The 16,035-nt window shown below is 73.9% G+C and carries 14 protein-coding genes; 3 read left to right on the top strand and 11 right to left on the bottom strand.

What is annotated here, in order from left to right; all coding sequences use genetic code 11:
• Window positions 1-2 precede the first annotated feature (2 nt).
• From HOP40_RS01960 to HOP40_RS01945, 4 genes are all read right to left on the bottom strand, one after another.
• Entirely contained in the window at window positions 3-1,550 is a 1,548-nt protein-coding gene (locus tag HOP40_RS01960; RefSeq protein WP_172154129.1) for an amidase, read from the bottom strand.
• An 87-nt stretch (window positions 1,551-1,637) separates the two neighbouring features.
• Window positions 1,638-3,071 (bottom strand): ABC transporter substrate-binding protein, encoded by a 1,434-nt coding sequence (locus HOP40_RS01955; RefSeq protein WP_172154128.1) that lies wholly within the window; start codon window positions 3,069-3,071, stop codon window positions 1,638-1,640.
• The gene (locus HOP40_RS01950; protein WP_172154127.1) at window positions 3,071-3,403 is read right to left on the bottom strand and encodes an ArsR/SmtB family transcription factor; all 333 of its coding nucleotides are present in this window, start codon (window positions 3,401-3,403) and stop codon (window positions 3,071-3,073) included. The genes HOP40_RS01955 and HOP40_RS01950 overlap by 1 nt, the downstream gene beginning before the upstream one ends.
• A gap of 9 nt (window positions 3,404-3,412) precedes the next feature.
• Window positions 3,413-4,243, bottom strand: a complete 831-nt coding sequence (locus HOP40_RS01945; protein ID WP_172154126.1) for a helix-turn-helix transcriptional regulator — start codon at window positions 4,241-4,243, stop codon at window positions 3,413-3,415.
• 99 nt (window positions 4,244-4,342) lie between these two features.
• Here HOP40_RS01945 and HOP40_RS01940 point away from each other — a divergent pair, with 99 nt between their 5' ends.
• Window positions 4,343-5,047 (top strand): SDR family NAD(P)-dependent oxidoreductase, encoded by a 705-nt coding sequence (locus HOP40_RS01940; RefSeq protein WP_172154125.1) that lies wholly within the window; start codon window positions 4,343-4,345, stop codon window positions 5,045-5,047.
• A gap of 56 nt (window positions 5,048-5,103) precedes the next feature.
• Here the strand turns inward: HOP40_RS01940 and HOP40_RS01935 are convergent, their stop codons facing one another.
• Genes HOP40_RS01935 through HOP40_RS01920 form a run of 4 tightly spaced genes read right to left on the bottom strand, consistent with a single transcriptional unit; the run spans window position 5,104 to window position 8,367 of the window.
• Complete coding sequence (locus HOP40_RS01935) at window positions 5,104-6,282, bottom strand: VOC family protein (protein ID WP_172154124.1); 1,179 nt, start codon at window positions 6,280-6,282, stop codon at window positions 5,104-5,106.
• Window positions 6,279-6,794: an RNA polymerase sigma factor gene (locus tag HOP40_RS01930; protein ID WP_172154123.1), complete on the bottom strand. Its 516-nt coding sequence runs from the start codon at window positions 6,792-6,794 to the stop codon at window positions 6,279-6,281. Before HOP40_RS01930 ends, HOP40_RS01935 begins: the two co-directional genes overlap by 4 nt.
• A 40-nt stretch (window positions 6,795-6,834) precedes the next feature.
• The gene (locus HOP40_RS01925; protein ID WP_172154122.1) at window positions 6,835-7,968 is read right to left on the bottom strand and encodes an alpha/beta hydrolase; all 1,134 of its coding nucleotides are present in this window, start codon (window positions 7,966-7,968) and stop codon (window positions 6,835-6,837) included.
• 33 nt (window positions 7,969-8,001) lie between these two features.
• The gene (locus HOP40_RS01920) at window positions 8,002-8,367 is read right to left on the bottom strand and encodes an HNH endonuclease (protein ID WP_172154121.1); all 366 of its coding nucleotides are present in this window, start codon (window positions 8,365-8,367) and stop codon (window positions 8,002-8,004) included.
• A 49-nt stretch (window positions 8,368-8,416) separates the two neighbouring features.
• On the opposite strand from HOP40_RS01920, the gene HOP40_RS01915 reads away from it, so the two are divergent.
• Together HOP40_RS01915 and HOP40_RS01910 are read left to right on the top strand one after the other, a co-directional pair.
• Window positions 8,417-9,421 carry an LLM class flavin-dependent oxidoreductase gene (locus tag HOP40_RS01915; protein WP_205347051.1) on the top strand — a complete coding sequence of 335 codons (1,005 nt, stop codon included), beginning with the start codon at window positions 8,417-8,419 and terminating at the stop codon, window positions 9,419-9,421.
• 124 nt (window positions 9,422-9,545) lie between these two features.
• Window positions 9,546-11,078: an alpha/beta fold hydrolase gene (locus tag HOP40_RS01910; protein ID WP_172154120.1), complete on the top strand. Its 1,533-nt coding sequence runs from the start codon at window positions 9,546-9,548 to the stop codon at window positions 11,076-11,078.
• A gap of 101 nt (window positions 11,079-11,179) precedes the next feature.
• Here HOP40_RS01910 and boxB read toward each other — a convergent pair whose 3' ends face one another.
• The 3 genes from boxB to HOP40_RS01895 all read right to left on the bottom strand — a co-directional run bounded on the left by boxB (window position 11,180) and on the right by HOP40_RS01895 (window position 15,957).
• Window positions 11,180-12,592 carry a benzoyl-CoA 2,3-epoxidase subunit BoxB gene (gene boxB, locus HOP40_RS01905; protein WP_172154119.1) on the bottom strand — a complete coding sequence of 471 codons (1,413 nt, stop codon included), beginning with the start codon at window positions 12,590-12,592 and terminating at the stop codon, window positions 11,180-11,182.
• A gap of 1 nt (window position 12,593) precedes the next feature.
• Window positions 12,594-14,291 carry a 2,3-epoxybenzoyl-CoA dihydrolase gene (boxC, locus tag HOP40_RS01900; protein ID WP_172154118.1) on the bottom strand — a complete coding sequence of 566 codons (1,698 nt, stop codon included), beginning with the start codon at window positions 14,289-14,291 and terminating at the stop codon, window positions 12,594-12,596.
• Between the two features lie 70 nt (window positions 14,292-14,361).
• On the bottom strand, window positions 14,362-15,957 hold the full coding sequence (locus HOP40_RS01895) for a benzoate-CoA ligase family protein (protein WP_172154117.1): 1,596 nt from the start codon (window positions 15,955-15,957) through the stop codon (window positions 14,362-14,364).
• Window positions 15,958-16,035 lie beyond the last annotated feature (78 nt).

Raw genomic sequence — 16,035 nt, 5'->3', positions numbered from 1 at the left:
GGTCACGTCTGGCTCCCTGCTGCTGCTCCTGCGGGCGTCGGGAAGCCCCCGACCGCCTGCTCGTACGTGTGCGCGACGCGCAGGACCGTGGCGTCGTCGAACTGCCGACCGACGATCATCATCCCGGTGGGGAGTCCGTCGACGAGTCCTGCGGGGACGCTGCAGGCCGGGTGGCCCGTGACGTCGGTGACGCAGGTGTTGGCGATCATCTCCAGGGCCCGTCCGATGATCTCCTCGCGCGGGGCGTCCGGGTCGGGGATCGCGGTGGCGTGGATCGGGGTGGTGGGCAGGACCAGCACGTCGTAGCGCGAGAGCGCCTCGTCGTAGGCGGCCCGGAGCTCGTAGGCGAGGTTCTGCGCCATGCCGTAGTGCTTGCCGCGGGTGGTGTCGAGCGCGTGCCTGCCGGCCAGCAGCACGAGCTTGACGGTCTCGGAGAACTGGCTCCCGTCGGCGCGCCACTGGTTGCCGTAGTGCTCCATGACCTCGGGGTCGTAGAGGCCCTTCCAGTTCAGGCCGTACCCGTTGAGGTCGACCATCTGCGACGCCGCGCCCTCGACGGAGATGACGTCCCAGACCGCCGCGCCGTGGCGGTGCCAGGGCACCGACACGTCCTCGACGACGAGCCCGGCGCCGCGCAGCGACTCCGCGGCCGCGCGCACGGCGGCGTCGACGCCCGGGTCGGAGTTGGCGAGGCCGAAGCCCTCGGTGAGGATGCCGACGCGCAGGCCCTCGGCCCCGCGGCCCAGCGCGGCGACGTAGTCGTCGGGCACGAGGTCGCGCGGCTGGCGGGGGTCCTGCCCGTCCGGTCCGGCGATCACGTTCATCACCAGCGCGGCCTCGGCGACGGTGCGCGTGATCGGGCCGACGTGGTCGATCGTCTGCTCGATCGGGAACGCGCCGGTGTAGGGCACGAGGCCCCAGGTGGGCTTGTGCCCGACGACCCCGCACCACGAGGCCGGCATCCGGATGGAGCCGCCCTGGTCGCCCGCGGTGCCGACGTCGACCAGGCCCGAGGCGACGAGCGCCGCGCTGCCCGACGACGAGCCGCCGGTGGAGTGGGTCTCGTTCCACGGGTTGCGCACGGCGCCGGTGCGGGAGGTGTGCGAGCCGCCGGAGAAGCAGAGGTCCTCGCAGACCGACTTCCCCGCGATGGTGGCGCCCGCGTCGAGCAGGCGCGTGACGATGGTGGCGTCGCGCAGCGGCGTGTAGCCCTCCATCGTCTTCGAGCCGTTCATCATCGGGACGCCCGCGACGGCGGTGTTGTCCTTGACCGCCACGGTCTTCCCCGCCAGCGGGCCCTCGCCCGAGCCGGTGATCGACGTCGTGACGTACCAGGCGTTGTAGGGGTTGTCGGCGGCCTCGGGACGGGTCCAGGGTCGCTCGGGCATCGCGGGCGCCGACGCGGCGTAGAGCTCCTCGACCGCGTCCCACGACGCGAGCAGCCCGTTGACCATCGGCGAGAACGAGGCGAGGTCGGCGTCGTCGAGGCCCAGCCCGTACTGCTGGGCGGCCTTCGCGAGGTCGTCGGGTTCAGGGGGGCGCAAGGGCATGGCGTTCTACCTCCGGAGGGGTGAGAGCGCGAACCTATTGAGCCCTATCCACACATGTCAATAGGTAGTGGCACGTCGGCAAGATCGTTAACGCGACGGACTCACGGCGAAACCGCCCGCCACGGCCTCGGCGACGAACAGGTCCTGCCGCACGGTCTCCGGACCGGTGACGGTGACCGGCCCGCGGGGGAAGGAGGCCCGGCTCGACCGCAGCTCCCTGGCGATCACCCGCGGCTCGTCCTCCCCGGCCCGCCGGGCCGCCGCCGCGTAGAGGTGCACCGCCTCGTACGCCGACTCCGAGATGCTCGACAGCGGCGGCGCGAACCGGCCGTGGGCCTCGCGGTAGCGCCGCCGGAAGTCGCGGTTGGCGTCGCCGGGGAGCTCCTCGAAGTAGCCCGAGACGCCCCACAGCCCGGCCGACGCGGCGTCGCCGATCCGCTCGCGGGTGTTCTCCTCGAGGGTCAGCGCGAGGGAGCGGCAGCGCGCGCGGACGCCCATCGCGTGGCACTGGCGCTCGAACGCGACGAGGTCGGCCCCGACGAACGACGACAGCACGACGTCGGCGCCGGAGGCGAGGATCCGCTCGATGAGCGGGCTGAAGTCGCGCGTCCCGAGCGGGGCGAGCCCCTCGCCGACGATCGTCGCCCGGCGCTCGGTGAGCACCCGCCACGCGACGGCGTGCACCACGTGCGGCCACACGTAGTCGTTGCCGGCGAGGAACCAGCGGCGCCCGCCCGCCGCCCGCATCAGGGGACCGGCGGCGGCCTCGAGCTGGGCACCCGGCCGCTCCCCGAGCTGCACGCACAGCTCGCTGCCCAGCCCGCCCTCGTTCATCAGCGTCTGCACCAGCAGCACGCCCGACGGGCCCAGCTCGGCGGCGGCGCGCGCGAACGTCGCCGACGTCGTGGTGGCCAGCAGCGTGCGGCACCCCGCCCGCACCAGCCGGTGGGCCTCGGCCGCGCCCGTCGCGGCGTCGGTGGCGTCGTCGCCGACGACCAGGTGCAGTGGGCGCCCGCGGATGCCGCCGTCGGCGTTGACCTCGTCGACGGCCATCTGCGCCATGTTCTCGGTGGCCCCGGCGAACACGCTGCCCAGCCCGGACTTGCTGGTGAGCAGCCCGAGGCGGTGCTCGTCGGGGCCGTGCCGGTCGGGCACCGGATGGCCGCGGCGGCGCATGAGCCAGGCCAGACCGGCGTCGTCGAGGTCGGTGACGACGCGGACGCGCGTGCCGGTGCCGTCGCGCTCGAACAGCACGCGCAGGCGCCCCGACCAGGGCTGGTCGAGCCGGACGTCGATCCGGCCGGGGGAGGAGCCGGGCGCGCGCAGCGCGGTGATCCGGCCCAGCAGCGCCACGCTCTCCCCGCCCAGCGGCGCCTGCATCGACACCGCGGCGCCGACGCCGAGCCGGTCGCACATGGCGTCGAACAGCCAGCCCGCGCCGCTACCGGCTCCGAACAGGGAGAACACCGCGTCGGGTGGCGACTCGATCCGCGTCTGCGCGTGCAGGGCGAGACCGCCCATCACATGGCTCGGCGGTCCGTACCGGTGGTGGACTCGGCGGCGTCGCGGGCCGCGTCGAGCGAGGACTGGAACAGCTCCTGCAGCAGGCGGATGACGTCCTGCGCCGGGCCCGTGGGATCGACGGAGTACATGCGGAAGCGGCCCGTGCGCCGCTCGGTGATCAGGCCCGCCGTGCGCAGCACGCGCAGGTGGCTGGAGACGGCCGTGCGCCCGACGCGGGAGATCGCGGCGGACAGCTCGCCCGCGCTGCACTCGTCGCGTCCGGCGAGCACGGCGAGGATCTCGCGCCGCACCGGATCCGCGAGTGCGTCGAACGCCAGGTCGGAGGCCACCGGCGGAGCTTAACCGACGTTCTGCAGTCCGAGGACCCGCAGCAGGTCCAGGGCCTGCGCCTCGGGCGTCCCGGGCGCGGCGGAGTAGACGAGCAGGATCTGGTCGTCGGCGTGCACGAGCAGGGAGTTGCAGTCGAGCGAGAGCGGGCCGAGCTCGCGGTGGCGGATCGTCTTGGTGTCGCCGTGGCGCTCGTCGAGCTCGCGCAGGTCCCACAGCCGCGCGAACACCGGGCTGGCGGCCCGCAGGTCGGCGACCAGGCGGCGCAGGCCGGGGTCGTCGGGGTAGCGGGCGGCCGTGCGGCGCAGGTCGGAGACCATCGCGCGGTCGAGGCGCTCGCGGTCGGGGTCCTCCTCCCACCGCCACGGCCCGGTGAACGACTGCCGCGCGGCGTTGCGCTCGGCCGGGGGCAGGGCGGAGAGGTCGCCGAGCAGCGCGGCGGCCATCGGGTTCCACAGCAGCACGTCGAGCTTGGCGTCCATGAGGAACGCGGGCAGGTCGGTGAAGCGGTCCATGAGCCGGGCGACGCTGGGCCGCACCGCGCTGCGGATGCGCCCGGGGCCGGGCGGCACCGCGCCGGCGAGGCGGTAGAGGTGCTCGCGCTCGGCGTCGGACACGCGCAGGGCGCGGGCCAGCGCGGCCACGACCGACTCGGACGGGTGCGGCCCGCGGCCCTGCTCCAGGCGCGTCACGTAGTCGACGGACACGCCGGCGAGCTGCGCCACCTCCTCGCGCCGCAGGCCCCGGACGCGGCGGCGGACGCCGGCCGGCAGCCCGACGTCGACGGGGTCCAGGCGCTCGCGCCACGTGCGCAGCGCCGCGGCGAGCTCGGTGCGGTCCATGGCTCCCAGCATGCCGCGCCCGCGCGGTCCGAGGGTGGTACCGACCGTCCCTGCCTGCGCGGTGGCACCGGCCCCGTCGGCGGGCGCACGGTGGACCGCATGACGGAGACGACGGTGGCCCTGGTGACCGGGGCGAACAAGGGACTCGGCCGCACGGCCGCGCAGCGGCTCGCCGCGCTGGGCTGGACGGTGCTGGTGGGTGCGCGGGACGCGGCGAAGGGGGCCGCGGCCGCGGCGGAGCTGGGCGTGGAGGCGGTGACGATCGACGTCACCGACGGCGCGTCGGTCGAGGCCGCGGCGAAGGACGTCGAGCAGCGGTTCGGCCGGCTCGACGTGCTGGTCAACAACGCCGGCATCGCCGGTGCGCCGGTGGAGGCGCTCGACGCCACCGCCGACGACGTGCGCGCGGTGCTCGAGACGAACGTGCTCGGCCCGGTGCGCGTGACGCGGGCGTTCCTGCCGCTGCTGCGGCGCTCGGCCGCACCGCGGATCGTGAACGTGTCGAGCGGGCTGGGGTCGCTCGCGGTGACGACCGACCCGGAGCGCTTCGAGTCGACGCTGGTGAACCTGCCCTACACGGCGTCCAAGTCGGCGCTGAACATGCTGACGACGCAGTACGCGAAGGCGCTGCCCGGCTTCCGGGTCAACGCCGTCGACCCCGGCTACACGGCGACCGACCTCAACGGCAACAGCGGCCCCCAGACGGTCGAGGAGGGGACCGACGCGATCGTCGAGCTGGCGCAGGTGGCGCCGGACGGCCCGACCGGCGGGTTCTACGACCGGAGCGGCGTGGTGCCCTGGTAGGAGGTCGTGAGTGGATATCGGTGCTGGGGCACCGATATCCACTCACGGGCAGCCCGCTAGGGCTGCAGCAGGCGGAACGCGGTGCCCTGGTCGTCGACGCACGCCGTCATCCGCCCGAACCGCGCCTCCACCGTCTCCTGCGCCGTCCCGCCCCCGGCCCGCACCGCGGCGAGGGCCGCCTCGGTGTCGGGCACCCGGAACGTCGGCACGACCGACGGCACCGCCGCCCCGCCGGCGAGGCCCGTGCGGGGGCGGGTGCGCTCGCCGTCGACAGTGCCGTTCCAGTAGTCCCCGCCGTTCGCGCCGGGCGCGAAGCCCCAGCCCAGGACGGTGGCGTAGAACGCGCGGGCCCGGACCGAGTCGGGCACCCGCAGCTCCGCGTACTCGGGCAGCGCCACCGCCGGGGCCTCGCCCTCGTGCAGGGCGAACGCGAGGCCCTGGTCGTCGACGCAGTCCGCGACGCGCCCGTACTCACGGACCTCCGGCGGCCGCGCGGTGCCGCCCGCGGCGCGCACGACGTCGGTCGCGGCGTCGACGTCGGTGACGGCGTAGCAGAGGAACAGCCCCGCCGACGGGTCGCCCGCGGTGATCCGCAGGCGTCCGAGGTCGCCGACCACGGCGGCGTAGAAGCGCTCGGCGCGCTCGACGTCGGCGGTCCACAGCGAGGCGTACACGACGTCGCCGGGCCGGGCGGGCGCCACGTCGCGCGAGACCATCCAGCGGTGCCCGGACGGGTCGAGCACCACGCCGCCGCGCCCGTGCGGGAAGTCGGCGACGGCCCGCTCCAGCACGCCGCCGGCCGCCACGGCCCGCGCGACGACGGCGTCGGGGTCGGCGACCTCCAGGCGCAGCGACTGGCTCACCCCGCCGCGGGTGACCGGCGCGAGCAGCCCCAGCTCGGGGAACTCCTCGGCCAGCATGAGGACGCTGTCGCCCAGCGCCACCTCCGCGTGCCCGACCCTCCCGTCGGGCATCACGACCGGCTCGCCGCGGGGGACCCCGCCGAACGCGGTGACGTAGAAGTCCAGGGCCGCGGCGGCGTCGGTCACGGCCAGGTAGGGGGCGAGCGAGCGCAGGCGGGCGGCGCCGGACGGGGCGCTGAGAACGGTGGTCACGGTGTCCTCCACGGGTGAGAGCAGGGCGCGCTCCAGGCGGGCGCGCAGGGCACGGGCGAACGCGGGGTCGGGATCGACGGGAACGGCGGCGGCGCGCAGGGCGTCGAGCGGGTCGGTCATCGCGCACCTCCCTCGTAGCCGCGGCGGAACGCGGCGCGGGCCCGCGCCAGCAGCGACTCGGTGGCGTGCACGGTGCGGCCCAGCGTGCGGGCCACGTCGGCGACGGGCAGGCCGTCGAGGTAGCGCAGCGTCAGGGCGGCCCGGTGCAGCGCCGTCTGGGCGTCGAGCACCTCGCGGGCGACCACGGCGTCCACGTGCCCCTCCCACGGGTCCTCGACGTCCTCGGTGACCTCGTCGACGGCGCGCAGCCCGCGCTCCTCCCGCTCGACGGACCGCCAGTGGTCCACGAGCTTGTGCCGCGCGACGCCGACCAGCCACCCCACGCTCAGGGGCGGCGGCGGGTGCCGGCGGCACGCGGTGACCGCGGCCAGGAACGTCTCGGCCGTGAGGTCCTCCGCGAGCGCGCGGCGCCCGCAGCGCGCGAGCAGGTAGCCGTACACCTGCGGCAGCGCGTCGTCGTACAGCGCGAGCAGCGCCGGGCCCGGGTCGGGGCGGATCTGCTCGCGGTTCACGTCCCCTCGTCGTCCCCCGGGCGCGGGTTCCGTCGGAACGTCACCCGTTCGTCGCAGAGCCCGTCGTCGCGGAGCCCGTCGTCGCGGAGCCCGTCGTCGCGGAGCCCGTCGTCGCGGAGCCCGTCGTTGCGGAGCCCGTCGTCGTGAGGAAGGTCCGGAAGACCTCCAGCCAGCGCTCCGCCGCGTCGATGTGCGGGCCGTGGCCGGACGCCTCGAACATCTCGGTCGTGACGGCGCCGCCTGCCGCGGCGTAGCGCTGCAGCAGCGCGCGGATCTGGCTGACCATCGGCTGCGGCGGGTAGACGTCCGCCCCCGGCCAGCCCGGCACGACCCCGCCCGCGCCGAGCGCGCCGAACTCCAGCATCGAGCCGTCGGCGACCACGAGGTCGCCCATGCCGTGCGTCCACAGCACCGGCGGCTTCTCCGCGATGTCGGCCAGTCCGGTCCAGTCGCAGTACTTCGGCGACAGCGCGTTGAGGATCCCGGTGGTGCCGGGCGCGACGCCCGGCCAGTTCTCCGACGGCGTGGAGCCGCCCGGGTAGCCGTCGTCGCCGATCAGCGTCAGCAGCACCTCGTCGACGAGGAGGTCCTCGCGCGGCTCGGTGTGCGTGGGCGCCCAGTACAGCGAGCGCATGACGCTGCGGGGCGAGAGCGGGCTGTCGGCGCTGCGGTCGCCCGCGCGCAGCCGCTCCACGAGCTCGGGGTTGGCGCCGCCGCCGCCCGAGCCCGCGGCGTCGGGGAAGCAGGGGGTGCCGTCGGCGAACGTGCCGCCGTAGCCGTGCGGGGACACCGGGCCGATGAACGTCAGCGACGCCACCGGGCGCGCCATCGCGAAGCGGGCGATCGCCGCGCCCGCGGTGGACCACCCGACCAGGTGCACCGGCGCGTCGACGCCGAGCGCGCGCAGCAGGGCGTCGAGGTCGTCGGCCCAGTCGTCGAGGCCGCGTGTGGCGTCGATCGGGGCGGGCTCGGACCGGCCGAACCCGCGCATGTCCGGCGCGATCACCCGGTACTCGGGCAGCGCGGGCATCAGGTGCTCGTAGAAGCGGGAGGTGGAGAGGTTGCCGTGCACCATCACGACGACCGGGCCGTCGGCGGGCCCCGACTCCAGGTGGTGCATCCGGATGCGGTCGGTCTCGGTGGTCGCGGAGCGCACGCCGGGCAGGAGGTCCATGTCCGCGGATGCTGTCGGCCGGGTGGCGGTCGGTCAAGTGAGGCGGCGCAGCTGCGCCGCGAGGTAGGGCCGGGCGCGCCGCTGCCCACCCCGCACCGTGATGGCGCGGTCGAGCGCACGCAGCGACCGGACGACCCCGGCGACGTCGGGCGACCACCCGCGGCGCTCGCACTCGGCGATCCAGTCGGCCGGGGCGGCGTGCCCGCGCTGGCGGTTGCACCGCGAGCACGCGACCACCTCGTTCTCGCGCCACGACGGGCCACCCTTGACCCGCGGCACCAGGTGCTCGGTGGTCGGGCGCACCAGTCCGGTGCAGCGGCGGCGGCACCACACGCAGCGGTCGCCGTCGCGGTCGATCGCCTCGCGCAGCCGGGTGGCGCGGTCGGGCTGGTCGGTCATCGCCTCCCAGTGTGCGACGCCCGGCGCCCGCCCGCTCTAGGGTCGGGGCATGACGGAGCGGATGGGTGTGGCGGTCCACGGCGGCACGCTGACGACGGCGGTGAACGCCGCGGTGCGGGCCGAGGAGCGCGGCTTCGAGTCGGTCTGGACCACCGAGTTCTACGACCGCTCGGCCACCGTCTCGCTCGCCGCGATGGCGCTGCGCACCTCGCGGATCACGGTGGCGTCGGGCATCGCCTACGCCGTGGGCCGCAGCCCGCTCGTCCTCGCCGCCGAGGCCCGTGACCTCGCCGAGCTGTCCGGCGACCGGCTCGTCCTGGGCCTGGGCACCGGCACCCGCACCATGCAGCGCGACTGGCACGGCGTCGACGGGGCCTCGCCCGCCCCGCGCATGGAGGAGCTCGTGCCCCTGCTGCGCCGGATCTGGACGATGGACGCCGCCGGCGTGCAGCACGAGGGCCGCTTCTACCGGATGGCGCTGCACCCCACCGCCGCGATGACGCCCCGCCCGCCGCTGCCCGTGTACCTCGCCGGCTTCAACGCGCGGATGGTGCAGGCCGCGGGCGCCGTCGCCGACGGGCTGGTCGGGCACCCGATCTTCACCCGCCGCTACGTCGAGGAGGTCGTGCGGCCCGCGCTCGCCGCCGGGGCCGCGCGCACCGGCCGCCCCGCCGACGTCCCGGTGGCCGGCTACGTGATCACCAGCGTGGCCGAGGACGGCGACCGCGCCCGCCGCGACGCCGCCGGCCAGATCGCCTTCTACACCGTCGTGCGGACCTACGCGCCGCTCGTCGAGCTGGAGGGGTTCACCGCCGAGGTCGCCGCCATCCGCGACGCGTGGAAGGCCCGCGACCACGACGGGATGATCGCCGCCGTCAGCCCGGCGATGCTCGACCGGATGGCCGTCGCCGGCACGCCCGACGAGGTCCGTGACCGGATGCCCGGCTTCCACGGGCTCTACGACCGCCTGCTCTGCTACATCCCCAGCTACGGCCTGTCCGACGGCGAGATCGGCGAGCGCCTCGACGCCGCGATCGACACGTTCGGGTCCTGAACCCGGACCGTCCGGGCGGCTGTCCGAGTTGGTGGTGGCTCTCGCGCGGATCAGGTGACAGGCTCCTGACCGTCGGGGTGCGCGCAGTCGTGCGGTCACGCCCGGTGAGGAGATCGGGGGGAACGTGCGCAGATCCGTGACGGCCGTGCTGACGGCCGGGCTGCTGGCCGCGGGGGTGCTGGTGGCGCCGCTGGCGCAGGCCTCCCCGGCGCCGCAACCTCCGCCCGGGTTCGTGCCCGCACCGGTGGTGTGGGGGCCGTGCGAGGCCTCGGCGCTCGTGTCGGCGGGGGCCGAGTGCGGGTTCGTCGCGGTCCCGCTCGACCACGACGACCCGGCCGGCCCGACCATCGAGATCGCGGTCTCGCGCGTCGTCCACACGACGCCGGAGTCGCAGGGCGTCATGCTCGTCAACCCCGGCGGTCCGGGCGGTTCGGGCCTGTCGCTCGCGCTGCTCGGCGGCGGCGTGCCGAACGGGGCCGGTGCGGCCTACGACTGGATCGGGTTCGACCCGCGCGGCGTCGGCTCCAGCCGCCCCGCGCTGAGCTGCATCCCCGAGTACAGCGGGTTCAACCGGCCCGACTACCGGCCCGAGGCAGGCACCGAGCAGGCCTGGCTCGACCGGTCGCGGTCCTACGCCGAGGCGTGCGCGACCAACGGCGGCGAGCTGCTCGACCACCTGAAGAGCATCGACACCGTCCGCGACATGGACGTCCTGCGCGCCGCCCTGGGCCAGGAGCAGATCAACTACTACGGCTTCTCCTACGGCACCTACCTGGGCCAGGTGTACGCCACGCTGTACCCCGAGCGGGTCCGGCGCCTGGTGATGGACGGCGTCGTCGACGTCCGCAACATCTGGTACCAGGCCAACCTCAACCAGGACGTCGCGTTCGAGCGCAACATCGGCGCGTTCTTCGACTGGATCGCGAAGAACGACGCGGTCTACGGCCTGGGCACGTCCGGCGACGAGGTCGAGGCGCTCTACTACTCCGTGCAGGACGACCTCCGGGCGGCGCCCGCGGGCGGCATCGGGCCGGCGGAGTGGAACGACCTGTTCCTCAGCGCCGGCTACAACGTCCTCGCCTACCCCGGCATCGCGCAGGCCTTCTCCGCCTACGTGAGGAACGGCGACGTGGCGGCGCTCGAGGAGGCCTACGGCTTCGACCCGGCCGCCCCGGACGACAACGGCTACGCGATCTACCTCGCCGTGCAGTGCACCGACCTGCCGTGGCCGGACTACGACCAGGTGCGCGCCGACAACACCCGCGTCGACGCGGTGGCCCCGTTCGAGACCTGGGCCAACGCCTGGTTCAACGGCCCCTGCACGTTCTGGCCGGCGCGGGCGGGCACGCCCGTGGAGGTCGACGGCAGCGGTGTGACCAGCGCGCTGCTGCTCAGCGAGACCTTCGACGGCGCCACGCCCTTCGGCGGCGCGCTCCACGCCCGCGAGCTCTTCCCGAACGCGGTGCTCGTCGAGGGCGTCGGCGGCTTCACGCACTCGGCCTCGATGTCGGGCGTCGCGTGCACCGACACGATCGTCGCCGACTACCTGGCCACCGGTGCCCTGCCGGCGCGCCAGCCCGGGAGCGGCCGGTCGGACGTGCAGTGCGACCCGCTGCCCCAGCCCGAGCCGCCGGCCCCGGCCGCGGCCGCCTCCTGAGCCAGGGGCACCCACGCGAACGGCCCGCTCGCCCAACCAGGTCGGGCGAGCGGGCCGTTCGCGCGGAGCGTGGTGCCGTGGAGCGTGGAGCGTGGTGCGGGTCAGGCGAAGTGCACGTACTCGTACTCGAACGGCTTGTCGTTGATGCCGTTGGTCGGCGGCGCGATCCAGCCGGCGATCTTGCCGGGCTCGTAGACCGGGCGCATCAGCGACTGGACGTGCACCTTGTCGGCCTCCGTGGGCAGCCAGCGGTCCTTGCTGGCCTCCCACACGTCCGGCCCGACGACGTCGCCCTTGGGGGTGACGTGGTGCCCGGAGAACAGGCCGACCTCGCGGTTGAAGCCGACGTGGGGCAGGGACAGGCGGTGGTCGAGGCCGGCCTTCTCCAGCACGCGGTTCCAGCGCTTCATGCCGGTGGCGCAGTCCTGGACGTACTCATTGCGCAGGTCGTGGTTGAGCGCGACGAGGGCGGAGACCTCCTCGGTGGTGACGACGCCGTCGCGGACGAGGTCGACGTGCGCGGCGTCCTCGGTGAGGACGTGGTCGTCCTTGCGGCGCTCCTCCTGCCAGCGGCCCTTGAGCCCGGCGGTGAAGTAGTTGGCGGCGTTGGTCGACTTCTCCGACCCGAAGAGGTCGAGGCTGACCGAGTAGTGGAAGTTGACGTACTTCTGGATGACGTCGAGCGGGATGCCGCCGTGCGGGGCGATGTCGTCGGTGTCGTGCTCGCGCATGAGCTCGGCGGTGCGGGTGACGACGCGGTCGATGCCGGTGGTGCCCACGAACATGTGGTGGGCCTCCTCCTTGAGCATGAACTCGCAGGTGCGGCTCAGGGGGTCGAACGCGGACTCCTTGAGCGTGCCGAGCTGGTACTTGCCGTCGCGGTCGGTGAAGTAGGTGAACATGAAGAACGACAGCCAGTCCGGGGTCTCCTCGTTGAACGCCCCGAGGATGCGGGGGCTGTCGAGGTCGCCGGAGTTGCGCTGCAGCAGCGCCTCGGCCTCCTCGCGGCCGTTGCGCCCGAAGTAGGCGTGCAGCAGGTAGACCATCGCCCAGAGGTGGCGGCCCTCCTCGACGTTGACCTGGAAGAGGTTGCGCAGGTCGTAGAGGGAGGGGGCGGTCTCGCCCAGGCGGCGCTGCTGCTCGACCGAGGCGGGTTCGGTGTCGCCCTGGATGACGATGAGGCGCTGCAGCTCGGCGCGGAACTCGCCGGGGACCTGCTGCCAGACGGGCTGGCCCTTCTGCTCGCCGAAGGCGATCTTGCGGTCGGCGTTGTGCTCGGAGAGGAAGACCCCCCAGCGGTACTCCTCCATGGCGACGTGGCCGAACTGGGCCCAGCCCTCGCGGCCGACGTCGACGGCGGTGCGCAGGTAGACGTCCTCGGTGGGGACGGCCGGGCCCATGGTCTTCCACCAGTTGATGAAGTTGGGCTGCCAGCTCTCCAGGGCGCGCTGGAGCTTGCGGTCGCCGGCGAGGTCGACGTTGTTGGGGATCTTCTCGCTGTAGTCGATGCTCATGTCAGACCCGCTTCCGGTCGAAATCGGCCTTGCGTCCCGTGCCGTACTTGCGCAACGCGCCCTCAGGGCCGGACGCGTTGGGTCGAACGAAGATCCAGTTCTGCCAGGCGGTGAGCCGGCTGAAGATGCGGCTCTCCATGGTCTCGGGGCCGACGAAGCGGTGGTTGGCCTCCATGCCGGTCAGGGCGTCGGGGGACAGGGAGGCCCGCTCCTCGAGCATGATCCGGACCTCGTCCTCCCAGTCGATGTCGTCGGGGGCGTCGGTGACCAGCCCCAGCTCCATCGCCTCGGCGGCCTCGATCCGGCGCCCGGTCTCCTGGCGCAGCTTCGCGACGGTGTCGTCGTCGCCGTAGAAGCGCGAACCCAGCCGGGACAGCCCGTTGGACATCGGGAACGTCCCGAAGTTCGACGCCGACAGCACGATCTGCGCCGGCTCGCCCTCCTGGGAGTCCTCTTCCATGAACCCGTCGAGCATGTACTGGCGGTCGCAGGCCAGCGCCAGCTCCAGCAGCGCCCCGGCGAAGCAGGAGCCCGGCTCGATCAGCGCGATGAGCGAGCGGGAGGTGACGTCGAGGCGCTTGAGGACGCGCTTGAAGTAGTGGCGGATCTCGTTGACCAGCCAGTCGGACCCGGAGTACTGCTCGATGACCCGCTCGAACGCCAGTGCGTCCTCGACGTCGCCCTTCGTGCGCAGGATCCAGGTGCCCAGCTCGAGCTCGTTGGCGCGCAGCCGCAGGATCAGGTCGTCGAGCTCGCGGGTCATGGCCAGCGGCCAGAACTCCGCGCCGAGCTCGTGCACCCGCTCGACGGTGTCGGGCACGTCGCCCTCCGGGCCGTGCACGGTGATGTTCACCAGGCCCGCGTCGCGGTCGAACACGGCGGTGACGTGGCGGTAGCGGATCCCGTCGGCGTCCTCCTCGCGCTGCAGCGGCGGGAGCGGGACGCCGGTGGCGTCGGACGGGCGGTTCGAGGCGGCCGCGGCGGTGGCGGCGCGCTCGGCGACGGTCTCGTCCCAGGCGCGCTTGGGGATGACCTCGTCGACGAGCTTCCACTCCACGGCCTGCTTGCCGCGGGCGCCCTCGGACTTGGTGGCGAACACGTCGGCGCGGTCCTTGCGGACGCGGCGCTTGTCGATGACCCGGGTCAGCCCGCCGGTGCCGGGCAGCACGCCCAGCAGGGGCACCTCCGGCAGCGACACCGCCGAGGAGTTGTCGTCGATGAGCAGGATCTGCTCGCACGCCAGCGCCATCTCGTAGCCGCCGCCCGCCGCGGTGCCGTTGAGCGCCGCGATCCAGGTCTGGCCGGAGTTGGCGGTGGCGTCCTCGATGCCGTTGCGGGTCTCGTTGGTGAACTTGCAGAAGTTCACCTTCCACGGGTGGCTGGACTGCGCCAGCATCCGGATGTTCGCCCCGGCGCAGAAGTTGCGCTCCTTGGCGCTGGTCAGCACGACCGCCTTCACGCCCGGGTGCTCGAAGCGCAGCCGCTGGGTGGCGTCGTAGAGCTCGATGTCGACGCCCAGGTCGTAGCTGTTCATCTTCAGCTCGTAGCCGGGGACGATGCCGCCCGCCTCGTCGATGTCGAGCCGCAGGTACGCGACCTCACCCTGGACGTCGAGCGTCCAGTGGCGGTACGACGACGGCTCCCTGTCGAAGGAGACCGTGGGGATCTCGGCCTGGTCGGGATCTGCGGTGGTGGTCATCCGTCCTCCGTTGGTCGGCTCTCACTCTACAAGACCGGGCCGAATCACACCATCGCTGTAGAACGTCGCGTCAGGCCTGGGACTCGGCGACGTCCGTGGGCGACTGCGGCGCCGGCGCCACCGTCGCCGCGGCCAGCTCGCGCAGCCGGAAGCGCTGGATCTTGCCGGTGGCCGTGCGCGGCAGCTCGCTCACCTCGACGACGAGCCGCGGCCGCTTGAACGACGCCAGCCCGGCGCGGCAGAACGCGATGACCTCGTCGGCGTCGACGTGGACGCCCGGCTTCGGCACGACGTAGGCGACCGGCTTGTCCAGCCCGTCGCTGTCGGGCACGCCGACGACGACGGCCTCGGCCAGGTCGGGGTGCTCCATGAGCCGCGCCTCGACCTCGGTGGGGCTGACCCAGATCCCGCCGACCTTGAGCACGTCGTCGGCGCGGCCCAGGCAGGTGTAGCTGCCGTCGGTGCCCCGGACGTACTGGTCGCCGGTGCGCATCCACTCGCCCTGGAACACTCGGCGGTTGACGTCGGTGCGGCACCAGTAGCCCGTGCAGATCGAGTCGCCCGCGATGTAGAGCATCCCCGGCTCGTCGGCGCCCTCGATGACCGTGCCGTCGGGGCGCCGCAGCTCCACGCGGTAGCCCGGCACCGGGAACCCGGAGCTGCCCGGCACGACGGCGCCCGCGGTGTTGGAGATGAAGATGTGCAGCGCCTCGGTGGAGCCGATGCCGTCGAGGATCTCGAAGCCGTACTGGTCGCGGACGCCGTGGAACATCCGCGCGGGCAGCGCCTCGCCCGCCGAGACGCCGTTGCGGACGGTGGCGAACTGCGCGGGCGGCAGGTCTGCGGCCATGAGCGGGCCCCAGAAGCTGGGGCCGCCGAAGAACAGGGTGACGCCGTACCGCTCGGTCAGCTCGCCGAACCGCGCCGGGTTCGGGCGCGCCGGCTCCAGCACCGCGGCGGCGCCCACCGACAGCGGGAAGAACAGCGAGTTGCCGATGCCGTAGGCGAAGAACAGCTTGGCACCGGACAGGCAGACGTCGTCGCGCCCGATCCGCAGCACCTCGCGACCGTAGGTCTCGCAGACGTAGCGGATGTCGGTGTGGCGGTGCATCGCGCCCTTGGGCGTGCCCGTCGTGCCGGAGGTGTAGAGCCACAGGGCGGGCGACTCGTCCCAGGTGGGGTACGGCGCGTCGAGGGGCTCGGCGGCGGACAGCGCGTCCCACGTCAGCGTCTCCACGCCGGGGACCTCCGGGGCGGTGTCGCCGGTGAGGACGAGGTGGCGCAGGTCCGGGGCGCCGGTGGCGGCCGTGGTGACGGCGGCGGTGAACTCGCTGCTGCCCAGCAGTACCCGCGCCCGCGAGTCGACGACGAGCTTGCCGAGCTCGGGCCCGGTGAGCATCGTCGACGACGGCACGGCGACCGCGCCGACGTACATCGCGGCCAGGATGCCGGTGGCGAGCTCCACGTCGTCGACCATCGCGAGGAGCACCCGCTCCTCGGGCCGCACGCCGATCGCGACGAGCCCCGCGGCGACGCGCCGGACCTCCTCGGTGAGCTGCGAGTAGGTGAGGGCGCCGCGCGGGTGGTGGAACGCGACCCGGTCGCCGTCACCCGCGGCGACGCGGTCCTCGGTCAGGTACGTGGCGGCGTTGAACGTGTCCGTCATGGTGGCGCTCCGTGCTCGGGGTCACAGGACTCTACTGCCGAGCGACCGCCCGTCAACGTCCCGTAGAACGCCCGGTTT

The organism is Pseudonocardia broussonetiae, from assembly GCF_013155125.1.
Lineage (GTDB): Bacteria > Actinomycetota > Actinomycetes > Mycobacteriales > Pseudonocardiaceae > Pseudonocardia > Pseudonocardia broussonetiae.
Note: the sequence above shows the minus strand (reverse complement) of the source record. Positions and strands in the feature narration are given on the sequence as shown.

Bases quoted from the DNA above. Each gene is read 5' to 3' on its own strand.
- HOP40_RS01940 (WP_172154125.1), top strand. From the start codon at position 4,343: ATGACGGAGACGACGGTGGCCCTGGTGACCGGGGCGAACAAGGGACTC.
- boxC (WP_172154118.1), bottom strand. From the start codon at position 14,291: ATGACCACCACCGCAGATCCCGACCAGGCCGAGATCCCCACGGTCTCC.
- HOP40_RS01925 (WP_172154122.1), bottom strand. From the start codon at position 7,968: ATGGACCTCCTGCCCGGCGTGCGCTCCGCGACCACCGAGACCGACCGC.
- HOP40_RS01960 (WP_172154129.1), bottom strand. From the start codon at position 1,550: ATGCCCTTGCGCCCCCCTGAACCCGACGACCTCGCGAAGGCCGCCCAG.
- HOP40_RS01915 (WP_205347051.1), top strand. From the start codon at position 8,417: ATGACGGAGCGGATGGGTGTGGCGGTCCACGGCGGCACGCTGACGACG.
- boxB (WP_172154119.1), bottom strand. From the start codon at position 12,592: ATGAGCATCGACTACAGCGAGAAGATCCCCAACAACGTCGACCTCGCC.
- HOP40_RS01935 (WP_172154124.1), bottom strand. From the start codon at position 6,282: ATGACCGACCCGCTCGACGCCCTGCGCGCCGCCGCCGTTCCCGTCGAT.
- HOP40_RS01895 (WP_172154117.1), bottom strand. From the start codon at position 15,957: ATGACGGACACGTTCAACGCCGCCACGTACCTGACCGAGGACCGCGTC.
- HOP40_RS01955 (WP_172154128.1), bottom strand. From the start codon at position 3,071: ATGGGCGGTCTCGCCCTGCACGCGCAGACGCGGATCGAGTCGCCACCC.
- HOP40_RS01920 (WP_172154121.1), bottom strand. From the start codon at position 8,367: ATGACCGACCAGCCCGACCGCGCCACCCGGCTGCGCGAGGCGATCGAC.
- HOP40_RS01945 (WP_172154126.1), bottom strand. From the start codon at position 4,243: ATGGACCGCACCGAGCTCGCCGCGGCGCTGCGCACGTGGCGCGAGCGC.